Source organism: Sporosarcina sp. FSL K6-1540, from assembly GCF_038620285.1.
GTDB classification, from domain to species: Bacteria; Bacillota; Bacilli; order Bacillales_A; family Planococcaceae; genus Sporosarcina; species Sporosarcina psychrophila.
This window is the reverse complement of record NZ_CP152018.1, coordinates 1353535-1373158: the sequence shown is the minus strand read 5'-3', so window position 1 is coordinate 1373158 and position 19624 is coordinate 1353535. Positions and strand designations below refer to the sequence as shown.

Here is a 19624-nt window from a genome sequence, read left to right as displayed (position 1 = left end):
TATCTTTCATCTATCTTAACATGTATCGTTAGGGTTGACATAACAAACTTACTAATGGTAAGTTGAATGCAGGTACTTACTATTAGTAAGTTTTAGAAAGGGAGGCAATACAATGACTACAACATTGAACTCACATTTATATAGTGTAATGAAGGACAGAAAATCGGTAAGGGTGTTCGATCCGAACGCTACAATCGCAAAAGAGGAAATTGCAGAAATGCTGAAGCTGGCAACAATAGCTCCTTCATCTAGTAACCTGCAATCTTGGAGTTTTATAGTTATCCAAGACCCCGAGGTGAAGAAAGAACTGCAAGTAATCGCTAACAATCAAGTCCAGGTGGGGGATTCATCTGCCGTTATCGCTGTCTTAGGTAATATCGATGCGTATAAAAAGGTGGAGCAAATCTATACACAAAATGTTGCAGAAGGTCATATGGATGAGTCGATTAAAGATCGTACGATTGCCAGTACGAATGCGGTCTATCCAACTATTCCAAGAGAGGCAAGAATGAATATCGCTTCTTTCGATGCGGGGCTAGTTTCTATGCAATTGCTGTTGATTGCCAAAGAAAAAGGCTATGATACTTCAACAATAGGTGGCTTTGATAAAGTGAAATTTGCTGAGAGATTCGACCTTCCTAGTGATCAATTCCCAATTGTACTGATTGCCTTAGGAAAGGCCGCTTCCCCGGCATACGGGTCTTCCCGCTTGCCTTTAGATGAAGTTGTGCGTTTTATATAAGAAATTTATTGCCCGGGATGCTACATGCATTTCGGGCTTTTTTGTATACAGATTTTTAGTTTATATTAATAACAATTATTGACATTATGTTAAGTTGTATTTATGGTTAATACTAATTAACTGTTAATCGGAACGAAAGAAGGTGTTGTAATGGATTCTAGGTTATCTAACAATATGAAAGAGATTATTAAACGTAGAAGAGATGGATTGCAATCAGATTCCGAATACCAAGATGTGATTGAAAATAGGCATCTGTAAAACAAGTGAGCTAACGACAAGGTTACGAATTACGTCAAGTACTGTAAGCCAATTATTAAACAGACCTGAGAAAAATCAATAAAGAAAATCGTAGGGAATTGAAAATAAAACTCGATCAATTAAGAAGGATAGCCTATTTCGAAAAACTTACATAAATTGAGCAAACGATTAACGAAAAGTAGTAGGAAAAGTTAGGAATGAAGGATATTCAGGAGTTACATCGTATATTTCAAAAGTTGGAAAACATTATAACTCAAAAAAAGTGAGGTGGATAACATGGTATATAAAAGGGAATCAATCCATATTGTATGGCTAATCTTATTATTACTTGTTTTGGCTTCTAATTTTGCTTTATACCGCTCTTCCTTTGGGCTTAACCTGTTGCCTACAAAAACGAATGGTGTCGTGCTAGGTTCCATCCTTGATTTAACCATTGTGGCACCCGTTTTATTTTTAGCTTGGCAACGTAAAATGAGTTGGAAGTATCTCATTGTGTTGATGGCTGGGGGCCTTATGGTTGCACGCTTTATGATTCCGATGGAGTATTTAGCTCCTTTTAAGACGATTACGTTAGCAGGTTTTGTAATAGAAGGTGCACTCGTTTTACTTGAAGTTCTGTTGTTAGTAACTCTTTTTAAATATTTACCCGAAATCATTCAAACGGTGAAGAAAAGCCCTTTACCACTTTTATTTTCTTTCTCTCATGCAGTGGACGAAAAGGTAAGAAAGCATCCGATTATTCAAGTGATTTGTTCGGAAATGCTCATGTTTTATTATGCTTTTTGTATTTGGAAAAAGAAACCGCAAGAAAAAGACAATACGTTCACACTCTACAAAAAATCAAGTTTAATCGCCTTTCAAGTGATGATGATCCATGCAATTGTGATTGAAACAATCGGTATTCACTGGTGGTTGCATGACAAATCATTTATTTTATCGCTTATTCTGCTAGTGATAAACATCTACTCAGTCCTGTTATTTTTAGGTGATATTCAAGCACTACGCTTCAATCCTTTGCAGATAGAGCATGAAAGTATGTATGTTTCTCTAGGTTTGATGAAACGTATGGAAATCCGATGGGAAGATATTGAGGAGATAATAGAAGACCCTGATGTATTGGAACAAAAATTTTCGAAGAATACGATTGATTTTATTGCACGTGATTTTGAGAAAGTGTACCCGAGTGTCCTATTAAAGTTGAAATATCCAGTAGAAGCGACACTGTTGATGGGGGTAAAGAAATTCTATGATCAAGTAGCTATTCGAGTAGATGATTCGGAGAGGTTTAAAGAACTGGTGAAGCAAAAGTTATGAAGATAGATGTTGTATCTCACCGGTTTAGCTAGGTTCGTATAATCACTTGTGGATTCAATTAAGTAGAATTAAGGTATTGGAGAATTTGATTTATGTGGTATCTTCTACTGTAGAGAGAGTAAGGGGGGATCACTTTGTCACAACGTATTTCATATCTAGTCGTGCTGGTAGGTGCGATACTTTGGGGGACGACTGGCACAGCCCAAACATTCATGCCGCAAACGATTCATCCGTTGGCAGTTGGGGCATCGAGGCTTGCTATAGGGGGTTTTTCGTTACTAGTTATTTTGCTCATTATTCGTAAAATCGATTTTCGAAATTGGCCTTGGAGATCTACCCTGTATGCAGCTATTTCGATGGCCATTTTTCAGTATTTATTTTTTTCTTCTGTCAGATTAACGGGGGTTGCTATAGGCACGGTCGTCACAATCGGAAGTGCTCCAGTTTTTTCTGGAATCATTGAATGGTTACTAGTAAAACGCCGTCCGACCCGGGTGTGGATCATGGCGACAGCACTTGCAATTATAGGGTGTGCACTGCTCTTTTTAAATAAAGATGGAATCGTTGTAAATCCAGTGGGAATCGCGATGTCACTTGGGGCTGGATTGTTGTTTGCTTTTTATACACTTGTCAATAAAGACGTACTAGACAAGGTAGATCCTGTGCCTGCTGTTGCGGTTATCTTTTCGATGAGTGCGATAATGCTCATGCCATTCTTGTTTTTATTCGAAACGGAAGGGCTTATGACGGGGCGTGGAATTTCTGTTGTGTTGTATCTTGGGATTGTCACAACCAGTGTGGCATATATCCTGTTTTCTGCCGGATTGAAACGGATACCTTCATCGTCAGCAGTCACCCTGTCACTTGCTGAACCACTTACTGCTGCTATATTGAGTGTGATTGTTGTAGGTGAACGACTGACAGGAACGTCGTGGATGGGTATTGCGATGTTGCTTGGCGGAATTCTTGTGTTGACGTTGAGTGGTAGGAAAGTGAAGGTTTGAACAGTCTTTTTGTTTTTGAAATTCAAAATACAGGAAGCTTTAAAGGCTTCCTGTATTTTTTTGATTTTTCGATTTGGAATAAAGCTTTGTAGCGATAAAACCGACCAAGATTAGCATCGTTGCTAGGATTCCACCTTCTAGGCCGAATGCACCACCAGTCAGCCAATCATGTCCCTCGGCTAGTTCAACGCTATAGATGCCATTTGGTGCTGTACCGCTTACCGCAAATCCAAAAACATTCCCTTGGAAGTAGTTCCACGTAATATGATAACCAATCGGTAGCCACAAACTTTTTGTGGCGTCAAACATATAAGCGAATAAAAGCCCGACCAGTGCAATATTCATTAATCCTAAAAGACTTACATTTGGATTTGCACCATGGGCGATGCTGAAAATTAAAGCGGATGCTACGTAGATAACCCACTTTTTATTTCCCCTACTTGCCATGGTGGACATGACATATCCTCTAAAGAACATCTCTTCAAAGATTCCGACAAGAATAAATAGAACTAGAAAAGTAATCGTAAATATTGAGAAATGAGGGTTTGACAATGAATTAAGGAGTGTCACATTGCCGGTCGCCATCAATACAATAAAAATAAAGATAATCGATAATGCACCAAGAAACAGTCCAAACCATAAGTCTTTCAACGAACCTCTAAAGCCGAGCTCTTTCATGGAACCCTTATTTATAAAACGCCATAGTAAAAAAGTAATCACTATTCCACCGACTGTACCACCGCCTTGCATTAAAAGGGAAATCCAAGGGTGTGAATCGAAAGCAGTTTGCATATCGAGATAACTAAATCCCTCACTAAAAGGTGCTTCAGTGAACATCAATAAAAGAATCCCAGGAAGTGAGAATAACTGTTGAACAATTAGCATGGCTATAAAAGTTAGTAAAATAAGCCAGCCAGCCCTTACTTGACCTGATTGGTTTTTAAACATCTTATCCCTCCCAATTTCCACTGTTTTCATACCGAATAGTCGTGAGCTGTCTGTCGCGGTTGTGCTTGCCGAATGGCTGCAAGTAGTAGAAGAAACATGATATCCATAACTAAGGCGCCCATTGTCAGCATGAATGTAAGTGTGATCCATTGGTCCTCAGCTATATTCATGGAAAATGACATGAGCATAAGCACGGATAAGTGGATAGCTATATAAAATGTATAGACACTTTTCGTCTGGTTTATCAATGCTTGATTAGCATAGTCATTGACAATACTTTTTAGAACAGCGAAAAGAAAATAGGCGACAATCAGTTTTAGGACGAGTAAAGCAAGTGAATAGACTTCCCAAATACCGAGATAATGCGCAGAAAGATTAACGAAAATTGCCGGGAAAGAAATGACTATGCCTAGTCCAGCTACGATTCCTGCTTTTTTTGCATGAGGATATTTATCGATAAGCATGAAGCATCCGGAGTAAATCAAATAATATCCGACAGGGTCAGCTAGCCAATCAAAACCAATATGGACCCGGAAAAAAATGAAAAGATACCCCCAGAACATATACCTTAATGCTTTATCCATTGGTATCCCCCTTTGTTTTCTCCTTGATAATTGCATTGACATCTTTTTGTTCCAAATAAGGTTGATGATTGAATCTGACGGTTGTTGAGAAAAACCTGCCTGACTCTGACTTTCCGGAAATATGTATACTTAAATCAAATACTGCTTTGAGGTTTTTAGAAATGCTACTGTACACGCTTAGTCTTTCACCATTCTTCAAGTCGAATGGAAGTTGAACATTTTTCAAATCTAGCCCAGGCAACTTCCTCCACTCTTTTTCCATCGGATCGAGAAACTCTTTCTCAGTGGTCTGGGAAACTGTAGGGTTACTCGGCGAGTTTATTTTAATAAGGAAATTATCCTGTAAGACTTCTTGATATGAACCTTTAATTGTATCGACTGTAAGGGGCTCAGTAGCTCGATAATCTGCGTTATTATAGTTACTACCCATCATTGTACTTACTTGTTCGAGGGGGATTCTTTCATTGAAGTACGGAAAGATATTCACGATGCCAATGGGGGTTGTTATCTTTTTTCCATTTGAAAAAAAGATGTCCATTTCAGTGAAAGAATAAATTTCAGGAACAGAGGGTTGTTCTAAGTCGAACCTCACATTGACACTTCTTAATACATGATTATTAAATGACTGTCTATTTTGAATTCCTTCGTCTGCAAAATAAGGGTCTTCTGGATAGCCGATTAGTTCACCAGTAGAAACAGACGAGACTACTGAAGAGTCATTCTTGTTCGTTAAATAATAAAACGTTATATATATATAATCCTGCAACTCCACATCAATATAATGATCCAAGAAAATAGGCTTATCTAGTTGCTTGGAGTGAGCGTAAATAGAGTTTGAAATCCAACTTATACCAATCAGAATTAGTGCGATCCAAAAAAAACGGGGTTTCATAATATATCCTCCTTTGTTTGTGAATTGGCATATTACCTTAGTATACCAAATGGAAATGACCGAATGACTGTCACCTGGTCATTTTTTCTTGAAACAGCCTAATTTTACCTAATAAAAAAACACCCTCCTGTGTAGTTAGTTTGGTTACTAACTGAATCGATACAGGGGGTGTATATTCAAGTTTTACATGGTTGTATTAGGGCTACTGAACTTTATTAAACTTGCTGAGTTTTCATCACTTTGTTCAAAACACATGCACCTAGAATTGCGACCAAACAAATTGAGCCTACTATCCAAAATGCCAAAGAATTTACCCCACTGAACACTTGTTGATAAAATAGAGCTCCAAATACTCCACCAAGTAATGGGCCAACAATTGGAACCCAAGCATAATGCCAATCGGATGATCCTTTTCCGGGAATCGGTAAGAAAAAGTGAGCTATTCTTGGACCTAAGTCACGTGCAGGGTTTATCGCAAAACCGGTTGTTCCCCCAAGTGACAAACCAATGGAGAGGACAAGAAATCCGATGATTAGTGGATTAAGTCCTTCCGTAAATTCATTTGCACCAATCGCTAATATCCCGAGGACGAGTACGAATGTACCGATCATTTCACTTACTAAGTTGGAAAGAGGCTTTCTTATGGCCGGAATAGTTGAAAATATAACTAACTTTTGGTCTTTATCGCTTGTTTCTTCCCAGTGTGGTAAATAGTTAACGTAAACAATGACTGCTCCGAAAAAAGCACCAATGAGTTGAGCTAAAATATACGATGGAACATTTGCCCATGGAAAAGCCCCAATTACGGCTAATCCTACTGTAACTGCCGGATTAATATGGGCGCCACTTATCCCGCCTACGGCATAAATAGCTACTGCTACAGCGAGACCAAAGCCCATCGTGATCACAATCCAACCGGAATTTTGTGCTTTAGTTTTATTAAGCACGACTCCGCCAACAACACCGCAACCTAAAATCACTAAGATCATCGTTCCAACTAATTCACCTAAAAATGCCGACATAGGAAATCCCCCCTGATTGTCGATACGGGATAGAAAAACATCCACAGCTCGTTTTCGAAATTCCGAAGATTTTGTCGTGGATGTTATCATCTATGTTAAAAGAGTTATCTCTTTATCAGTCCGTGTGGATCGATAACGAACTTTTTCGCTGCGCCTTTATCAAAAACTTGGTAGCCATTCGGTGCCTCTTCTAATGAAATAAGCGTAGCATTTACTGCCTTGGCAATTTGGGCTTTCCCGCTCAGTATTGATTTCATTAAAAACTCATGGTACTTCATGACAGGAGTTTGTCCCGTAACGAAATGATGTGCTTTTGCCCAGCCTAATCCCATTCGGATTTTCAGCGTCCCAAATTTGGCATCTTCATCAGTTGCTCCTGGATCTCCAGTTACGTACAAACCTGGAATTCCTAATTTGCCTCCAGCACGTGTCACTTCCATAATTGAGTTAAGAACAGCTGCAGGTGCTTCTCCTCGATTAGGTCCGTTACCATGCGCTTCAAACCCGACGCAGTCAACAGCACAATCGACTTCAGGAGTACCAAGTATTTGGGCAATTTGTTCGCCTATATCATCATGCTGACTAAGGTTGATCGTTTCACATCCAAAACTTCTCGCTTGTGCCAATCGATCTTCAATCATATCTCCTACAATGACACATGAAGCACCGAGCAGTTGTGCTGAATGAGCGGCTGCTAATCCTACTGGGCCAGCGCCAGCTATATATACAGTCGACCCGATTGTGACTCCAGCACTGTATGCTCCGTGAAATCCTGTTGGGAAAATATCTGATAGCATAGCAAGGTCAAGAATTTTTTCCATCGCTTGTGCTTTATCTGGAAACTTTAGTAGTTGGAAATCAGCGTAAGGAACCATTACATACTCCGATTGTCCACCGACCCACCCACCCATATCAACATAACCGTAAGCTGATCCAGGACGGTCTGGATTTACGTTTTCACAAATATGAGTGTCTTGTGATTTACAATTTCTACAGCGACCACAAGCAATATTAAAAGGCACGGAGACAAGATCTCCGACTTTCATGAATTCTACGTCCCGACCTGCCTCAATGACTTCGCCGGTAATTTCATGTCCTAATGCTAGACCGCTTGGTGCAGTTGTCCTACCGCGCACCATATGTTGATCACTCCCGCAAATATTTGTAGCAACGACTTTTAGAATGACACCGTGATCACACTTACGTCCGACATTTAATGGATTTACCCCGGGTCCATCTCGTAACACCAAGTCGGGAAAGCCAATATTTTCGATTGAAACTATTCCAGGCTTATTGTATACAACAGCACGGTTTGACATTAACATTACCCCCAATAGTAGTTTGTCCTTGCACCTTATCAATATGTAAGTCTCTGTCCAAACATGCAATAATCATTTGAATTGATGGGGACAGTCACTTAGCTAATTCAAAAGCAAACACAAAAGTTTGGATTAACGTGTTTGTTTGGAATCTTGATACAACACATCTTAAGACTTTCTTCATAATTACAATTGGTAAATGTTAAGATTTGGCGGGTACAATTGGTATCATAGAGTTAAGAAAAGCGAGGTGCGGAAGATGGCGAAGTTCACGGTGTTGGTAGCGGATGACGATCAGGATATCCGTGACGGGATTGAAATTTATTTAAAAAATGAAGGATACGACGTACTAAAGGCGGCGGATGGCAAAGAGGCGATCGAGTTATTGGAGTCGAACGACGTCCATCTTCTCATTCTCGACATTATGATGCCGAATATGGATGGTATTACGGCGACATTCAAAATTCGGGAAGTGCGCAATATCCCGATTATCATGTTAAGTGCAAAAGCGGAGGATTCAGATAAAATTCACGGTTTGTCTGTGGGAGCCGATGACTATGTGACCAAACCGTTCCATCCAATGGAATTGATGGCACGTGTGAAGTCTCAATTACGTCGATATATTCAATTTGGTACATATGACGGTCAGAAAAAAGTAGAAATCGACGGACTTGTTCTTGATGAAGAGGCGAAGGAAATAACCGTCGATGGTGATGTAGTAAAGCTGACTCCTATCGAATACAAAATCACAGAATTACTGATGAAGAATGCAGGACGTGTGTTTTCTATCAGTGAAATCTATGAACGGGTTTGGAACGAGGCGGCGTACAATGCTGAAAATATTGTCGCAGTTCATATTCGTAAAATTCGTGAGAAAATCGAAGCAGATCCGAAAAATCCAAGGTATGTAAAGGTGGTATGGGGCATTGGTTACAAAATCGAAAAATGATTATACTACTTTCTGGTCGATTCTTGCAATTGTTATAGCGGCACTGAGTATTGGTTACTGTTTCTCCTATATCATCGACTTGGTAGGCAATGGTGTGGAGCGTTCTAGTCGGGCCATCGCTTATCTCACACGGCTGATGAAAGGGAGTGTATGATGGTGAAAAAGAAATATGGTATACAAATTGTTGTGTGGACTTCATTAGCGGTATTATTTTTAACGGCATTGCTTTCAGTGACAGGTGGCAACTTACGTTATATTGGTAAGAGCTATGTAGAGTCGAATGATTTTCAATGGGAAATGAATAACTTTTATGGAAATCTTACTCAAGCTGTTTTGAATCCGATTGATATAGAAGCGGAGAAAAAACGGATTACAGTTACTAAATCCGAAATCGAAGAGCATCGTAATTACTATGGTACTCTTTCTGAGCAGATTGGTAATATTGAAGTGCAATATACGCAACGAATCACCGATGCGGAAGCGGTGAAAAGTGAAAAGCTGAAAGCGACATTGATAGAAGAGCGCGATGCGAAAATTGACGACATTCGGAAGAACTTTGAATCGGACGCGCATGTAGAAGTAAAGATCCGTGCAAGTAAAGAGAAACAGCTAGAAGAAGAGTTGCAGCGACGCATTCAGAACACCGAGGAAAATCTTTATTTTCCTGTTGTTTATGAGTTAACGGATAGTCAAACGGGAGAAAAGTTCACTTCAGGAGATATCCATGTTACGACGGGCTATAAAGAGACTTTCAGTGCGGAGGAAGGTTATCTCTTTGCGGCGCCTGATCAGTTGGATGACTTTTATTATGATAGTTATTCGTCAGAGGCCTATGAAAGTGGAGTTTCGGCGTTCAGAGATACTGTTTCAACCGTAACAGAAGAGACTGCGTCAGAGCATGCACAAGACGCCGCTTTGGAGTCTACTCAGCCACAAACTGTGAAGAAATTTGAGGGGACTGTAGTTGTACCGCAAAGTGCATTGCAGAAAGGTTCTCTGGGTAAAAATGTAAAACAATATAATCAAAAACAGTTAATTTTATATGTCCTTTGGACGCTTGGTATACTTGCTTTAGCGGCTTTGCTGACAGTTATACGTTTCAACAAGGAATGGGTCACGACAAGCTATTATGTAGAGAGATACCAACGGCAGAAAATTGACCTGAAAGCAGCATTGCTATTGCTTTCAGCTAGTGTTTTTTGGGTTTTATTAGGAAATGCTGTAGGGCGCTATGTCACATTTTTTACTCATTATAGATTAGAATCCGGAGTCATTCTCGGAATGACGCTTGTCATTTTAATGGTCTTCCTATGGGCGATAGTATTCCAATTGGTCCTACTTGTAGAGCGTGTAAAAGTTAGGGGTGCGCTAATACAGGATATTAAAGAGAGTTACAGTATGAGGTTCATACTTGCGTGGCAAGGGATGTTCTTGAATCGATCCATTGGTATTCAAATGTTCCTACTGTTAATTGGTTTTTTCCTAGCAGGTATCGGACTTTGCATTGTCCTCATCCAACCTATATTAATTATGATTTATATTCCGCTTGTCTTGTTTGCTGGATTGCCATTCCTCTATATCTTTGTGAGAAGAACAGCGTATTTGAATCGCATTATGGTTGCTACGGAAGCGATGGCGAATGGGCGATTGCACAAAGAAATTGATATTGAGGGGAAATCACCACTAGCGGAACACGCAAAGAATTTGAATAATCTTCGTGAAGGTGTCCATATTTCCGTGACTGAACAGGCGAAAAGCGAACGACTGAAAACAGAACTAATTACGAATGTCAGTCATGATCTCAGGACTCCATTGACATCAATTATTACCTACACGGATCTCTTGAAAAAGGAAGACATTACAGCTGAAGAACGTACAAAATATGTAGACATTTTAGACAAAAAGTCACAGCGTTTGAAGACGTTAATCGAGGATTTATTCGAAGTATCGAAAATGGCAAGTGGTAACTTGGAGCTTAACAAGCAGCGTGTTGATATGACGCAATTACTCCAACAAGCCCTTGCAGAGCACGAAGAAGAAATCTCGAAATCAGGACTGGATTTTAGGGTGAATTTCCCTGAAGCTGCACTCGTTGCCTATGTGGACGGGAAAAGATGGTGGCGCGTATTGGATAACTTGATTGTTAATGCCATCAAGTACACATTGCCGGGTACCCGTGTCTATATTACGCTTCGAAAAGTAGGGGATACGGCCGAATTCGTCGTGAAAAATGTGACGAAGTATGAGCTCGGTGAAAATATTGACGAATTATATGAACGCTTTAAACGGGCGGATACATCACGCCATACAGATGGTTCAGGACTTGGTCTTGCGATTGCGCAATCCATCGTTGATTTGCATAATGGGAATATGAAAATCGAAGTAGATGGGGATTTATTCAAAGTAACGGTCGTCGTGGCGGCGGTTTAACAAATAGATATACAAATAATAAGCTGTATGCAAAGCCCTTATAGAAGGGGAATGTGTACAGCTTTTTTTGTCATGCGGCCTTATTCAATAGAAGTACATGATATAGACACCGATAAGTAGTACACCAATATCTGCACACATGTGAATCGTCCAAGAGGGCAAAATTGTTCCGCTTTTTTCATTGGCAAGTTGAAAGATAACTCCACCAACCCAGAGCCCTGTTACAGCGAGTATAAGAAGAGCTGAGCTGAACCATGGAAGAAAAATTGAAATATGATAAATGGCAAAGAGGAATGACGGTAAAATAAACCGAATCCGAGATTTGCCAACAAGATTTGGCAACAGACCGCGGAAGTAAAATTCCTCTAACATCGAATTGCCGAACAGTATATAGAGAGCGATGAACGGGAATGTTGTAGTCGTTATACCTGCACTAGCAAGGTCAACTAGAAGTGCAGCAATATCTATGAAAGGCTGTAAGATGATGAACGCCGCAAAGATAATCCCCATAATCGCAACTCCAGAACCAATCGCAATCAACATGCTTTTTCGATCAGTTTGGACCAAGCGTAAGAATGGGAATCCCGTCTTGCGGAATAATAGGAGTGGGACGAGCAGGAATAGAGTCACTTTCGCCGCCGTTTTCCAGATGTATGTAACTTCTACTGATTGTTCAATCCACAGTAGAAAAGTGATGCTGAATAACGATAAAATAATTCCCCGTATCATAGTAGATCCTCCAATCATTGATTCAGTATTGGACGACCAAATAATGTCTAAAGTTTCATTAAAATTAATAAAATGGAAATATGGAAAGGGAGCGCTTATCAAGCGCTCCCTAAGAAAAAAATACTATATATGTTGACCAAATAAATACCCATATAAATTGAGCGAAGGCGCCTTTTAAGGGGGAGCCAAAGTCATAAGACTGGCAGCATCCCCTAGCGCAGTAGCAAATTCAGTGGTTTCTTTATTTCAACATATATAGCAAGTATGCTGGTACTAGATGCACAACATCCTTAATTAACCAATGAAGCAAGCACCGATAATAATTAACAGGATGAAAAGCACAATAATTAACGCAAATGAGCTTCCGCTCTCATATCCTCCGTATTGACCCATTGTCAACACTCCTTTCATGAATGGTCTAATTTAGCTTATGCAAATAGATTACTAGGCACTAAGTACAAACGCCTTTACGACTGCCAAAGAAATAATTGCTTTTGGTTATTTAGAAGAATAGTTTAGCTGACAAGTAGATGGATAGACGTGGTAATTGGAGTGGCCATCCTGCTGTCTAGTATGGGATTCTACTTGCTTGTTTAATGAAATGTGTTGTATCATTAGTTTAAAATATGGGAATAGAATCACTATTCGAAGAAGGAGGATCAATAGATACTATGACAAAATCAGATGGTAAGTACCCAAACAAAGAAGATCTTGAACCGAAAGTGAAAGGGGTAGCTAATTCCGATGAGCTTCCACTCGCGGATCCATCCGATTCGAATACATCGGATGTCTTTAGAAAAAACACCTTGGACAAGACTGGTGAGAATGAACAGTCAGCATACGGAACATACAAAACGGACACGGGTTATAATAAGCCAAGGTCGGGCGAACAATACCCTTTTGGTGAAAAACATCAAGAAGATAACAAGTTTGATCAAGAAACACACGAAAAATGGAATAAAGAGAAACCGAACGAAGATCCATTTAAACCATAACTTAGTAGCGGTCGTCCCTTTGTGGAGCGACCGTTTTGATTTGTAGATAAGATGCGGTAGAGTAGAAGAGAAGCAAAGAAAGGGATGATTGTCATCGAAACAATGAATCAGTTAAAATTCACACGTATTTATACACTTGGCCGTCTTGTAAAGTCAAAAGCAGAGGCTTGGGATGCACAACCAACAGGATTCAATAACACGATTCGTTGGAATGCGGGTCATATTTTTGTAACGATGGAAACACTCATTCAAAAAGCGGTGGAAGGTTATGAACCTGTCCATCCCGAATGGATCTCTCTTTTTGTGTCGGGATCAGGCCCTAACGACTGGGAAGGAAATGCTCCATCAACAGACGAGCTCCTCGCGGCATTAGAGGAACAACCAGAACGTGTCGTTAAAGCGCTCGAAGGTAAACTAAGCAATACGTTACAGGAACCGATGTCAATTGGACCCTTGCATACAATGGTGACAGTTGAGGCAGTCGTTCAATTTGCAGTGTGGCATGAAGGCGTTCATGCAGGCATGATTAATGCTTTGAACCGTTTGGCTTCAGAATAATTCTGGAGCAAAAGCGTAAGCCTCTAGGCGCTAGAGTCTGGGCGTGAAATATCGCCTTTCTCAGGTTATCCTCGGGCCGATAATTATATAATTTCCTGCATTAAAAAAAGCAGTCATCACACGTCCGTTTTAATCTGACGTAAGATGACTGCTTTTCAATTTACTAATTCATGCTTAAATGCATAAATGACTGCTTGTGTCCGGTCTTGCACTTCTAGTTTAGATAATAGATTGCTAACATGTGTTTTCACTGTTTTCAGTGCAATAAATAAATCATCTGCGATTTCCTGGTTCGTTTTACCTTTCGCAAGGTGCAATAATACTTCAAGTTCACGTTCCGTCAACTCATCATGGGGCTGCCGTTCATTGCCTGCTCGCATTTTGCGCATCATTTTTGTTGTGACTTCAGGTTCCAATACTGTTTGTCCTTTTAATGTTTCACGGATGGCCTCTGCAATTCGCTTCGCATTCGATGTTTTTAATATATAGCTGATTGCGCCTGCTTCAAGTGCTGGATATACTTTGTCATCATCTAAAAAACTTGTCACGATAACGATTTTTGCTTCCGGCCACTCCTTAATGATGGCAGCAGTTGCTTCGGCACCGTTCATTTCCGGCATCACCATATCCATCAATATAATATCGGGGCGTAACTCAAGTGCTTTTCCTACGGCTTCGCGCCCATTTACCGCTTCGCCGATGACTTCCATATCCGGCTGAATCTGTAGATAGGCAGAAACACCGATTCTCACCATTTCATGGTCATCCACTAACAGGATCTTGATCATTCGGTCCATCTCCTTTTCGAGCAGGTAATTTCACTTCCACAATCGTCCCTTGTGAGGGAACGGAAACGATTTTGCATGTTCCACCGATTTCAATTGCACGTTCTTTAACGTTTTGCAGACCATATGAGCCGCCTTTTCCATCACTATCTTTGAATCCGATACCATTATCTTGCACCCGGAAAATTGCGAGCCCGTCTCGTTCCACAAATAGCACATCGACTTCCGTGGCTTGTGCATGGCGCAGTGTATTGGACAGCGTCTCCTGCGCGATTCGGAATAACTGATCTTCCGCACCTTTTGATAATGTCACTTCTTCCAAACGGAATCGGATATCGAATAGCACTTTTTCCCTTAATTCAATTAATAGCTCTTCAAGTCCTTCGGCAAGTGATTTGTTATTCAAGGGTGCCGGTCGTAAATGGAGTAGCAAGGCGCGCATTTCCAGTTGCGCCTGTTGGACGATTCGCTCGACTTGGAGTACCGGTTTTTGTGCGATAGCAACTTCGTTATTTTCCGTAATAGCGGATAATAGCATCGATGCGGCGAACAGTTGCTGAGATACAGAATCATGTAACTCGCGCGCGAGTCGCTGTCGTTCTTGTATAATTCGTTCTTGGATAAGTTTGTCTTGCTCCTCCGCACGCTCATCTATGATCCGTTGCAGACTTTTTCGCTGCGTATGAATGACCGTTGATACGGTCCCGATTGCCCGGTCCATACGGGGAGAGAACTTCTCGATTGAATCAGTTTCTAGCTCAGTGTCGATCAACCCTGTTATTCTTTGCTCGATTGCTTTCTCTTTTGAACTTCCTAAAAAACCTGTCCATATAGCGATTCCCCAGGCAAGCAAGAAAATAGTAGTCAAAATCCACAAGCCAAGCGAAACATTCGCAAATTGCAATTCATAAAACGCAAACCAACTTTCTTCTATTGGCAAACCAAGAAGGAAATAGATGTACACCGCTGCAATCGCAATAAATAAAATTGATAAAACAAGTCCGCGTCCGATGACTGCCTTCATTTTCGTGTCACCTCGACATCTCCGCCCCAAGTGGAAAGCGTAATGATAAGTTCAGGGGAATCAGCAGATTTCCCTTCATAGCTATCTTTCATATGGAGCGATTCATTAATGAGCCGTTTCCGATAAATATTGAAAAGCTTAGCATCACCGATTAATGTCGTGTAATGAATGCGTACGGGGATTTCGTAAGGTAAGTCAATTTTTATTTTTCCAATACCTTGCCTAACAGAAATTAAAGAAGTTCCTTTTGGCAGTACTGTATCCGTTACATCGATGTGAATATCACCAAAGAGTCCGTGGATATGGATGTCCTCCCATTCATAAGACGCAAAGGGGGATGACTGGACGGAAAATAGTTTGTTTTTCCAAATTCCGTTGGGCGTTTCTCGTTGAAGATCTTTGAGAGGACGCATTATTTCTTCCGACGGTACGCCCTTCCATAGTTTTACGAGGACGTAGATGATGACGGTGAAAATGAGCATCCGTAAACTCCACAAAGTGAAAAGTGCCATTGCGATAAAAAACAGGCCTGGTAAAAATAGCAGCTTCGATCGTTTCCGCAAACCGTAATAAATTAGTCCGGCACCAAGAAGGACGAACACGATATTGCCGTTATGAAAGAAAGCTGCCTCGACAAAAATGAGTAGAAGGAAAGTTAGCCCCCAAAATGTGATTTTGCTTGTATCGATTCGTTTCATTTTGTTATTCTCCCTTCTTGAGGTCAGATTATCTGTAAATAAGAAAAAAGGTACACAACCTAAGTACACCGATTCCTGCGGCGATGGTTGCATACCTGCATCCTACAGTCTATTTTACACAATTTCTACTTCTTTTGCGGATTCTTTCTCTAATGTCTCAAGGCGACGGTCCATTGATGACGTTTCGTACTCACGTTCAATCTTTCCGCCAAGGTTTTCGATATACTTTTTCATATCGCCAACTGATGCCATTTTACTGTCTGCATTTTCAGGAGAGATGATTTGATCCATCCGGTGATGGGCGCGGGTCACATTCTCTTTCCCCATCAATTGCAGCTGACGAACTTTCATATCTTTCACTTTATGTTTCATTTCCTCGAATTTACGCTCCAGTGAAATCAATTCATAAGCCGTTTCCATAACGCTTTCCGAAAGTTCTGCTGCACGCGTATCGTACGCAGCGATTTCCTCCTCGGCAAATGCGATTAAGTCTTCTTCACCAGCAGTTTGTGCAAGTTCAAGCTGACTACGACGTTTTTCTGACATTTTTTCAGCTTCTGCCAACTCTTTCTGCAGTTCTGTTTTTAGTTTGCTTTGACGTTCAAGCAATTTCCCAATTGATTCGGTCTGTTTTTCTGCCTCGCGGATGTATTGATTTAACATGGCAATTGGATTTTTGCTTTCCTTTTTGTCGAGCACCGTGTGAAGATCTGCTTGTACCGAGTATTTAAATCTATTCCAAAGTGAGTTCATAGTTAGTTCCTCCTCATTATTTTGTAATTTCATTCCACTGACGTTCGAAGTTTACGAATGGATCGTCAGTAGGGTTATTGATGATGTTACTGTTTTCTGAGCCATGCCATTTACGCCAAACATACAGAACACCGACTAAAGCAATGATTCCGATGAATGCCGGTACATTTGCTATTGCTGTTAACAAGCCAATGACAAGTACGCCTCCCCAGAACAATTTCGAGATTGTGGAAGTGCTCTTTCTGAAGTAATGGAACCCCGCGTATGCAATCAATGCTGAAAATGCAAGTGCGAGAAGTGATCCGAGATTCGCAAGGGCAACGATTGCTGCTGTAATACCAAGTGCTGCAAGACCTAGTTTTTTCATTTGTTGTTCCTCCTTTCGTTTGTAACTTAATCTTATAACGATTTCCGGCTCGTCCAAACGGGCGCTAAGCGGATTTCCACCTAGGACTTGAGGCTGATTCGATCTAAGTCATACTAGATTTTGTAAGTGTTTTCATGTATTCTATTATTATAAGAAAAGTTAATTAATTCGGATAACGGGGTGTAGGTATGAAAGAGGTTGTTATTGTTCAGGGGGTTAGAACTGCGGTAGGTAGGAGAAAAGGGAGCTTTTCGGTCTACAGACCTGATGAACTTGCGGCTGTGGTACTTGAGGAACTTATGAAACGCGCAGGGATAAACAAAGAAGACGTGGAAGATGTCATTCTTGGTTGTGTTACCCAATCAGGTGAACAAGGTGGGAATATTGCTAGGACAGCAGCGCTCATCGCCGGATTCCCAATACATGTACCTGGTGTGACAATTGACCGGCAATGCGGATCGAGTCAGCAAGCTGTTCATTTTGCGTCACAAGCTATTCTGTCTGGGGATATGGATATCGTCATTGCAGGTGGAGTTGAAAGTATGACGCGTGCACCAATGATGTCCAATATGGGAGATGCAAAACCAAGTACAAAGCTCCTAGAAAAATATGAAATCATTAATCAAGGACTATCAGCTGAACGAATTGCTGAGAAGTGGGAACTGTCGCGGGAAGAACTAGATCGCTTTTCATTCGAAAGTCACCAAAAGGCGATTCACGCAATTAATGAAGGGAAATTTGAAGAAGAAATTGTTTCTGTTGAAATCACGAAAGAAGATGGCACAACAGAACTATTTTCTAAAGATGAAGGCCCTCGTCCCGAATCGACAACAGCAGTGTTGGCAGGATTACGGACGGTCTTTGATGAAAATGGCGTAATTACAGCGGGTAATGCAAGTCAAATGAGTGACGGGGCATCTGCTGTACTCCTTATGTCACGAGACAAAGCGGACGAACTTGGCGTGAGGCCGATCGCACGCATTGTTGCACGAGCGGTTGTTGGCTCTGATCCGACGTTAATGCTAACTGGTCCAATTGAAGCAACACGGAAAGTACTTGAAAAGGCCGGTCTTACAATAGAAGACATGGATACGTATGAAGTGAACGAAGCATTTGCACCAGTGCCGCTTGCTTGGCTGAAAGAAACGGGTGCTGATTCTACGAAATTGAACCCGAACGGCGGCGCCATCGCACTCGGTCATCCACTTGGCGCGACAGGCACGCGATTACTGGTGTCGATGATTCACGAATTAAAACGGACTGGCGGACGTTATGGGCTACTCGCAATTTGCGAAGGAATGGGTATGGCGAACGCGACAATTATTGAACGTATTTAATTTCATCCAGTGAGGGGCCAAACCCCTGCTAAATGAAATTTAGTTGTATTCGATTAGGGGGATTTAGGTGTGGAAATGGAAAAAGTAACGGCAATCGTGACAGGTGGAGCATCCGGTCTTGGGGAGGCCACTGTAAGGAGGATAGTAAACGCCGGAGGAAAGGCAGCTATCTTCGACAGGAATGAAGAGCGTGGACAAGCACTTGCAAGAGAGCTTGGAGAGGAAAGTGTTTTATTCTTCAAAACGGATGTTGCGGATGCGGAAGAAGTGGAAGTAAACGTTGCTTCCGTAAAGGAGAAGTTTGGAGAAGTAACAGCCGTTGTTAATTGCGCAGGTATTGCGACGCCTGGGAAAGTGTTGTCGCGTAGCGGTCCGATGGTGCTTGACCAGTTTGAACAAGTCATTCGAGTAAACCTGATAGGCACATTTAATATAATTCGTGTTGCGGCGGCCGCAATGCAAGGAAATGAGCCAAACGAAGAAGGGGAACGTGGGGTTATTGTGAATACTGCTTCCGTTGCTGCTTTCGAGGGACAAATTGGACAGGTTGCATACAGTGCTTCAAAGGGCGGCGTTGTTGGAATGACATTACCGATTGCACGTGAACTCGCGGCATTCGGTATCCGAGTGATGACAATTGCACCGGGTCTTGTAGAAACGCCGTTATTCGACGGGCTACCGGAAGCCGCACGTAATTCACTTGCTTCAATGGTACCGTTCCCGAAACGACTTGGGCGACCAGATGAATATGCAAAGCTTGTTGAAAGTATATTTACTAATACACTACTCAACGGTGAAGTAATTCGGTTGGATGGTGCGATTCGGATGCAACCAAAGTGAGTTGGAAACAATGGTTCGCCGATAAACATGGCAACTCAAACACGTTCCAAAGCACATGTTACAAAAGGAGGGGCTA

The 19624-nt window shown here is 41.2% G+C and carries 21 protein-coding genes; 9 read left to right on the top strand and 12 right to left on the bottom strand.

Annotated features, from left to right (window positions below):
* Positions 1 to 112: 112 nt before the first annotated feature.
* From MKY15_RS06075 to MKY15_RS06065, 3 genes are all read left to right on the top strand, one after another.
* Positions 113 to 742 (top strand): nitroreductase family protein, encoded by a 630-nt coding sequence (locus MKY15_RS06075; protein WP_342539262.1) that lies wholly within the window; start codon positions 113 to 115, stop codon positions 740 to 742.
* A gap of 534 nt (positions 743 to 1276) precedes the next feature.
* Positions 1277 to 2314, top strand: coding sequence for a beta-carotene 15,15'-monooxygenase (locus MKY15_RS06070; RefSeq protein WP_067213567.1), 1038 nt, complete (start codon positions 1277 to 1279; stop codon positions 2312 to 2314).
* Positions 2315 to 2448: 134 nt separating this feature from the next.
* Positions 2449 to 3318, top strand: coding sequence for an EamA family transporter (locus tag MKY15_RS06065; protein WP_342539261.1), 870 nt, complete (start codon positions 2449 to 2451; stop codon positions 3316 to 3318).
* Between the two features lie 39 nt (positions 3319 to 3357).
* Here the strand turns inward: MKY15_RS06065 and MKY15_RS06060 are convergent, their stop codons facing one another.
* From MKY15_RS06060 to fdhA, 5 genes are all read right to left on the bottom strand, one after another.
* A complete protein-coding gene (locus MKY15_RS06060; protein ID WP_342539260.1) occupies positions 3358 to 4266 on the bottom strand; it encodes a CPBP family intramembrane glutamic endopeptidase in 909 nt (302 codons plus the stop codon).
* A gap of 26 nt (positions 4267 to 4292) precedes the next feature.
* On the bottom strand, positions 4293 to 4850 hold the full coding sequence (locus MKY15_RS06055; RefSeq protein WP_067213565.1) for a hypothetical protein: 558 nt from the start codon (positions 4848 to 4850) through the stop codon (positions 4293 to 4295).
* Positions 4843 to 5742 (bottom strand): hypothetical protein, encoded by a 900-nt coding sequence (locus MKY15_RS06050; RefSeq protein ID WP_342539259.1) that lies wholly within the window; start codon positions 5740 to 5742, stop codon positions 4843 to 4845. Before MKY15_RS06050 ends, MKY15_RS06055 begins: the two co-directional genes overlap by 8 nt.
* Positions 5743 to 5957: 215 nt before the next feature.
* Positions 5958 to 6764: an MIP/aquaporin family protein gene (locus MKY15_RS06045; RefSeq protein WP_342539258.1), complete on the bottom strand. Its 807-nt coding sequence runs from the start codon at positions 6762 to 6764 to the stop codon at positions 5958 to 5960.
* Between the two features lie 104 nt (positions 6765 to 6868).
* A complete protein-coding gene (gene fdhA / locus MKY15_RS06040) occupies positions 6869 to 8089 on the bottom strand; it encodes a formaldehyde dehydrogenase, glutathione-independent (protein WP_067213562.1) in 1221 nt (406 codons plus the stop codon).
* Positions 8090 to 8342: 253 nt separating this feature from the next.
* On the opposite strand from fdhA, the gene MKY15_RS06035 reads away from it, so the two are divergent.
* Together MKY15_RS06035 and MKY15_RS06030 are read left to right on the top strand one after the other, a co-directional pair.
* Positions 8343 to 9032 (top strand): response regulator transcription factor, encoded by a 690-nt coding sequence (locus MKY15_RS06035; protein WP_067213561.1) that lies wholly within the window; start codon positions 8343 to 8345, stop codon positions 9030 to 9032.
* Positions 9033 to 9188: 156 nt separating this feature from the next.
* Positions 9189 to 11462, top strand: coding sequence for a histidine kinase dimerization/phospho-acceptor domain-containing protein (locus MKY15_RS06030; protein ID WP_342539257.1), 2274 nt, complete (start codon positions 9189 to 9191; stop codon positions 11460 to 11462).
* An 84-nt stretch (positions 11463 to 11546) separates the two neighbouring features.
* Here MKY15_RS06030 and MKY15_RS06025 read toward each other — a convergent pair whose 3' ends face one another.
* Both MKY15_RS06025 and MKY15_RS06020 read right to left on the bottom strand, forming a co-directional pair.
* On the bottom strand, positions 11547 to 12191 hold the full coding sequence (locus MKY15_RS06025) for a CPBP family intramembrane glutamic endopeptidase (RefSeq protein ID WP_067213559.1): 645 nt from the start codon (positions 12189 to 12191) through the stop codon (positions 11547 to 11549).
* Positions 12192 to 12485: 294 nt separating this feature from the next.
* Complete coding sequence (locus tag MKY15_RS06020; RefSeq protein ID WP_156476121.1) at positions 12486 to 12584, bottom strand: YjcZ family sporulation protein; 99 nt, start codon at positions 12582 to 12584, stop codon at positions 12486 to 12488.
* Positions 12585 to 12862: 278 nt separating this feature from the next.
* On the opposite strand from MKY15_RS06020, the gene MKY15_RS06015 reads away from it, so the two are divergent.
* Positions 12863 to 13186 carry a hypothetical protein gene (locus MKY15_RS06015; protein WP_067213558.1) on the top strand — a complete coding sequence of 108 codons (324 nt, stop codon included), beginning with the start codon at positions 12863 to 12865 and terminating at the stop codon, positions 13184 to 13186.
* Positions 13187 to 13270: 84 nt separating this feature from the next.
* The gene (locus MKY15_RS06010; RefSeq protein ID WP_231885736.1) at positions 13271 to 13744 is read left to right on the top strand and encodes a DinB family protein; all 474 of its coding nucleotides are present in this window, start codon (positions 13271 to 13273) and stop codon (positions 13742 to 13744) included.
* Between the two features lie 155 nt (positions 13745 to 13899).
* Here MKY15_RS06010 and MKY15_RS06005 read toward each other — a convergent pair whose 3' ends face one another.
* The 5 genes from MKY15_RS06005 to MKY15_RS05985 form a co-directional block, all read right to left on the bottom strand.
* On the bottom strand, positions 13900 to 14532 hold the full coding sequence (locus MKY15_RS06005; protein ID WP_067213557.1) for a response regulator transcription factor: 633 nt from the start codon (positions 14530 to 14532) through the stop codon (positions 13900 to 13902).
* Complete coding sequence (locus MKY15_RS06000; RefSeq protein ID WP_067213556.1) at positions 14507 to 15553, bottom strand: sensor histidine kinase; 1047 nt, start codon at positions 15551 to 15553, stop codon at positions 14507 to 14509. Before MKY15_RS06000 ends, MKY15_RS06005 begins: the two co-directional genes overlap by 26 nt.
* Positions 15550 to 16251: a cell wall-active antibiotics response protein LiaF gene (gene liaF / locus MKY15_RS05995; RefSeq protein WP_340741052.1), complete on the bottom strand. Its 702-nt coding sequence runs from the start codon at positions 16249 to 16251 to the stop codon at positions 15550 to 15552. The genes MKY15_RS06000 and liaF overlap by 4 nt, the downstream gene beginning before the upstream one ends.
* Before the next feature lie 114 nt (positions 16252 to 16365).
* On the bottom strand, positions 16366 to 17004 hold the full coding sequence (locus MKY15_RS05990; protein ID WP_067213554.1) for a PspA/IM30 family protein: 639 nt from the start codon (positions 17002 to 17004) through the stop codon (positions 16366 to 16368).
* Positions 17005 to 17020: 16 nt separating this feature from the next.
* Positions 17021 to 17371: an ABC transporter permease gene (locus tag MKY15_RS05985; protein ID WP_187046131.1), complete on the bottom strand. Its 351-nt coding sequence runs from the start codon at positions 17369 to 17371 to the stop codon at positions 17021 to 17023.
* Positions 17372 to 17559: 188 nt separating this feature from the next.
* Here MKY15_RS05985 and MKY15_RS05980 point away from each other — a divergent pair, with 188 nt between their 5' ends.
* Positions 17560 to 18708 (top strand): thiolase family protein, encoded by a 1149-nt coding sequence (locus MKY15_RS05980; protein ID WP_340741051.1) that lies wholly within the window; start codon positions 17560 to 17562, stop codon positions 18706 to 18708.
* A gap of 69 nt (positions 18709 to 18777) precedes the next feature.
* On the top strand, positions 18778 to 19548 hold the full coding sequence (locus MKY15_RS05975) for a 3-hydroxyacyl-CoA dehydrogenase (RefSeq protein WP_342539256.1): 771 nt from the start codon (positions 18778 to 18780) through the stop codon (positions 19546 to 19548).
* Positions 19549 to 19624: the final 76 nt, after the last annotated feature.

Bases quoted from the DNA above. Each gene is read 5' to 3' on its own strand.
- MKY15_RS06070 (WP_067213567.1), top strand. From the start codon at position 1,277: ATGGTATATAAAAGGGAATCAATCCATATTGTATGGCTAATCTTATTA.
- MKY15_RS05990 (WP_067213554.1), bottom strand. From the start codon at position 17,004: ATGAACTCACTTTGGAATAGATTTAAATACTCGGTACAAGCAGATCTT.
- MKY15_RS06000 (WP_067213556.1), bottom strand. From the start codon at position 15,553: ATGAAGGCAGTCATCGGACGCGGACTTGTTTTATCAATTTTATTTATT.
- MKY15_RS06035 (WP_067213561.1), top strand. From the start codon at position 8,343: ATGGCGAAGTTCACGGTGTTGGTAGCGGATGACGATCAGGATATCCGT.
- MKY15_RS05985 (WP_187046131.1), bottom strand. From the start codon at position 17,371: ATGAAAAAACTAGGTCTTGCAGCACTTGGTATTACAGCAGCAATCGTT.
- MKY15_RS06060 (WP_342539260.1), bottom strand. From the start codon at position 4,266: ATGTTTAAAAACCAATCAGGTCAAGTAAGGGCTGGCTGGCTTATTTTA.
- MKY15_RS06020 (WP_156476121.1), bottom strand. From the start codon at position 12,584: ATGGGTCAATACGGAGGATATGAGAGCGGAAGCTCATTTGCGTTAATT.
- MKY15_RS06005 (WP_067213557.1), bottom strand. From the start codon at position 14,532: ATGATCAAGATCCTGTTAGTGGATGACCATGAAATGGTGAGAATCGGT.
- MKY15_RS06045 (WP_342539258.1), bottom strand. From the start codon at position 6,764: ATGTCGGCATTTTTAGGTGAATTAGTTGGAACGATGATCTTAGTGATT.
- fdhA (WP_067213562.1), bottom strand. From the start codon at position 8,089: ATGTTAATGTCAAACCGTGCTGTTGTATACAATAAGCCTGGAATAGTT.
- MKY15_RS06055 (WP_067213565.1), bottom strand. From the start codon at position 4,850: ATGGATAAAGCATTAAGGTATATGTTCTGGGGGTATCTTTTCATTTTT.
- MKY15_RS06050 (WP_342539259.1), bottom strand. From the start codon at position 5,742: ATGAAACCCCGTTTTTTTTGGATCGCACTAATTCTGATTGGTATAAGT.
- MKY15_RS05980 (WP_340741051.1), top strand. From the start codon at position 17,560: ATGAAAGAGGTTGTTATTGTTCAGGGGGTTAGAACTGCGGTAGGTAGG.
- liaF (WP_340741052.1), bottom strand. From the start codon at position 16,251: ATGAAACGAATCGATACAAGCAAAATCACATTTTGGGGGCTAACTTTC.
- MKY15_RS06015 (WP_067213558.1), top strand. From the start codon at position 12,863: ATGACAAAATCAGATGGTAAGTACCCAAACAAAGAAGATCTTGAACCG.
- MKY15_RS06075 (WP_342539262.1), top strand. From the start codon at position 113: ATGACTACAACATTGAACTCACATTTATATAGTGTAATGAAGGACAGA.
- MKY15_RS06010 (WP_231885736.1), top strand. From the start codon at position 13,271: ATGATTGTCATCGAAACAATGAATCAGTTAAAATTCACACGTATTTAT.
- MKY15_RS06025 (WP_067213559.1), bottom strand. From the start codon at position 12,191: ATGATACGGGGAATTATTTTATCGTTATTCAGCATCACTTTTCTACTG.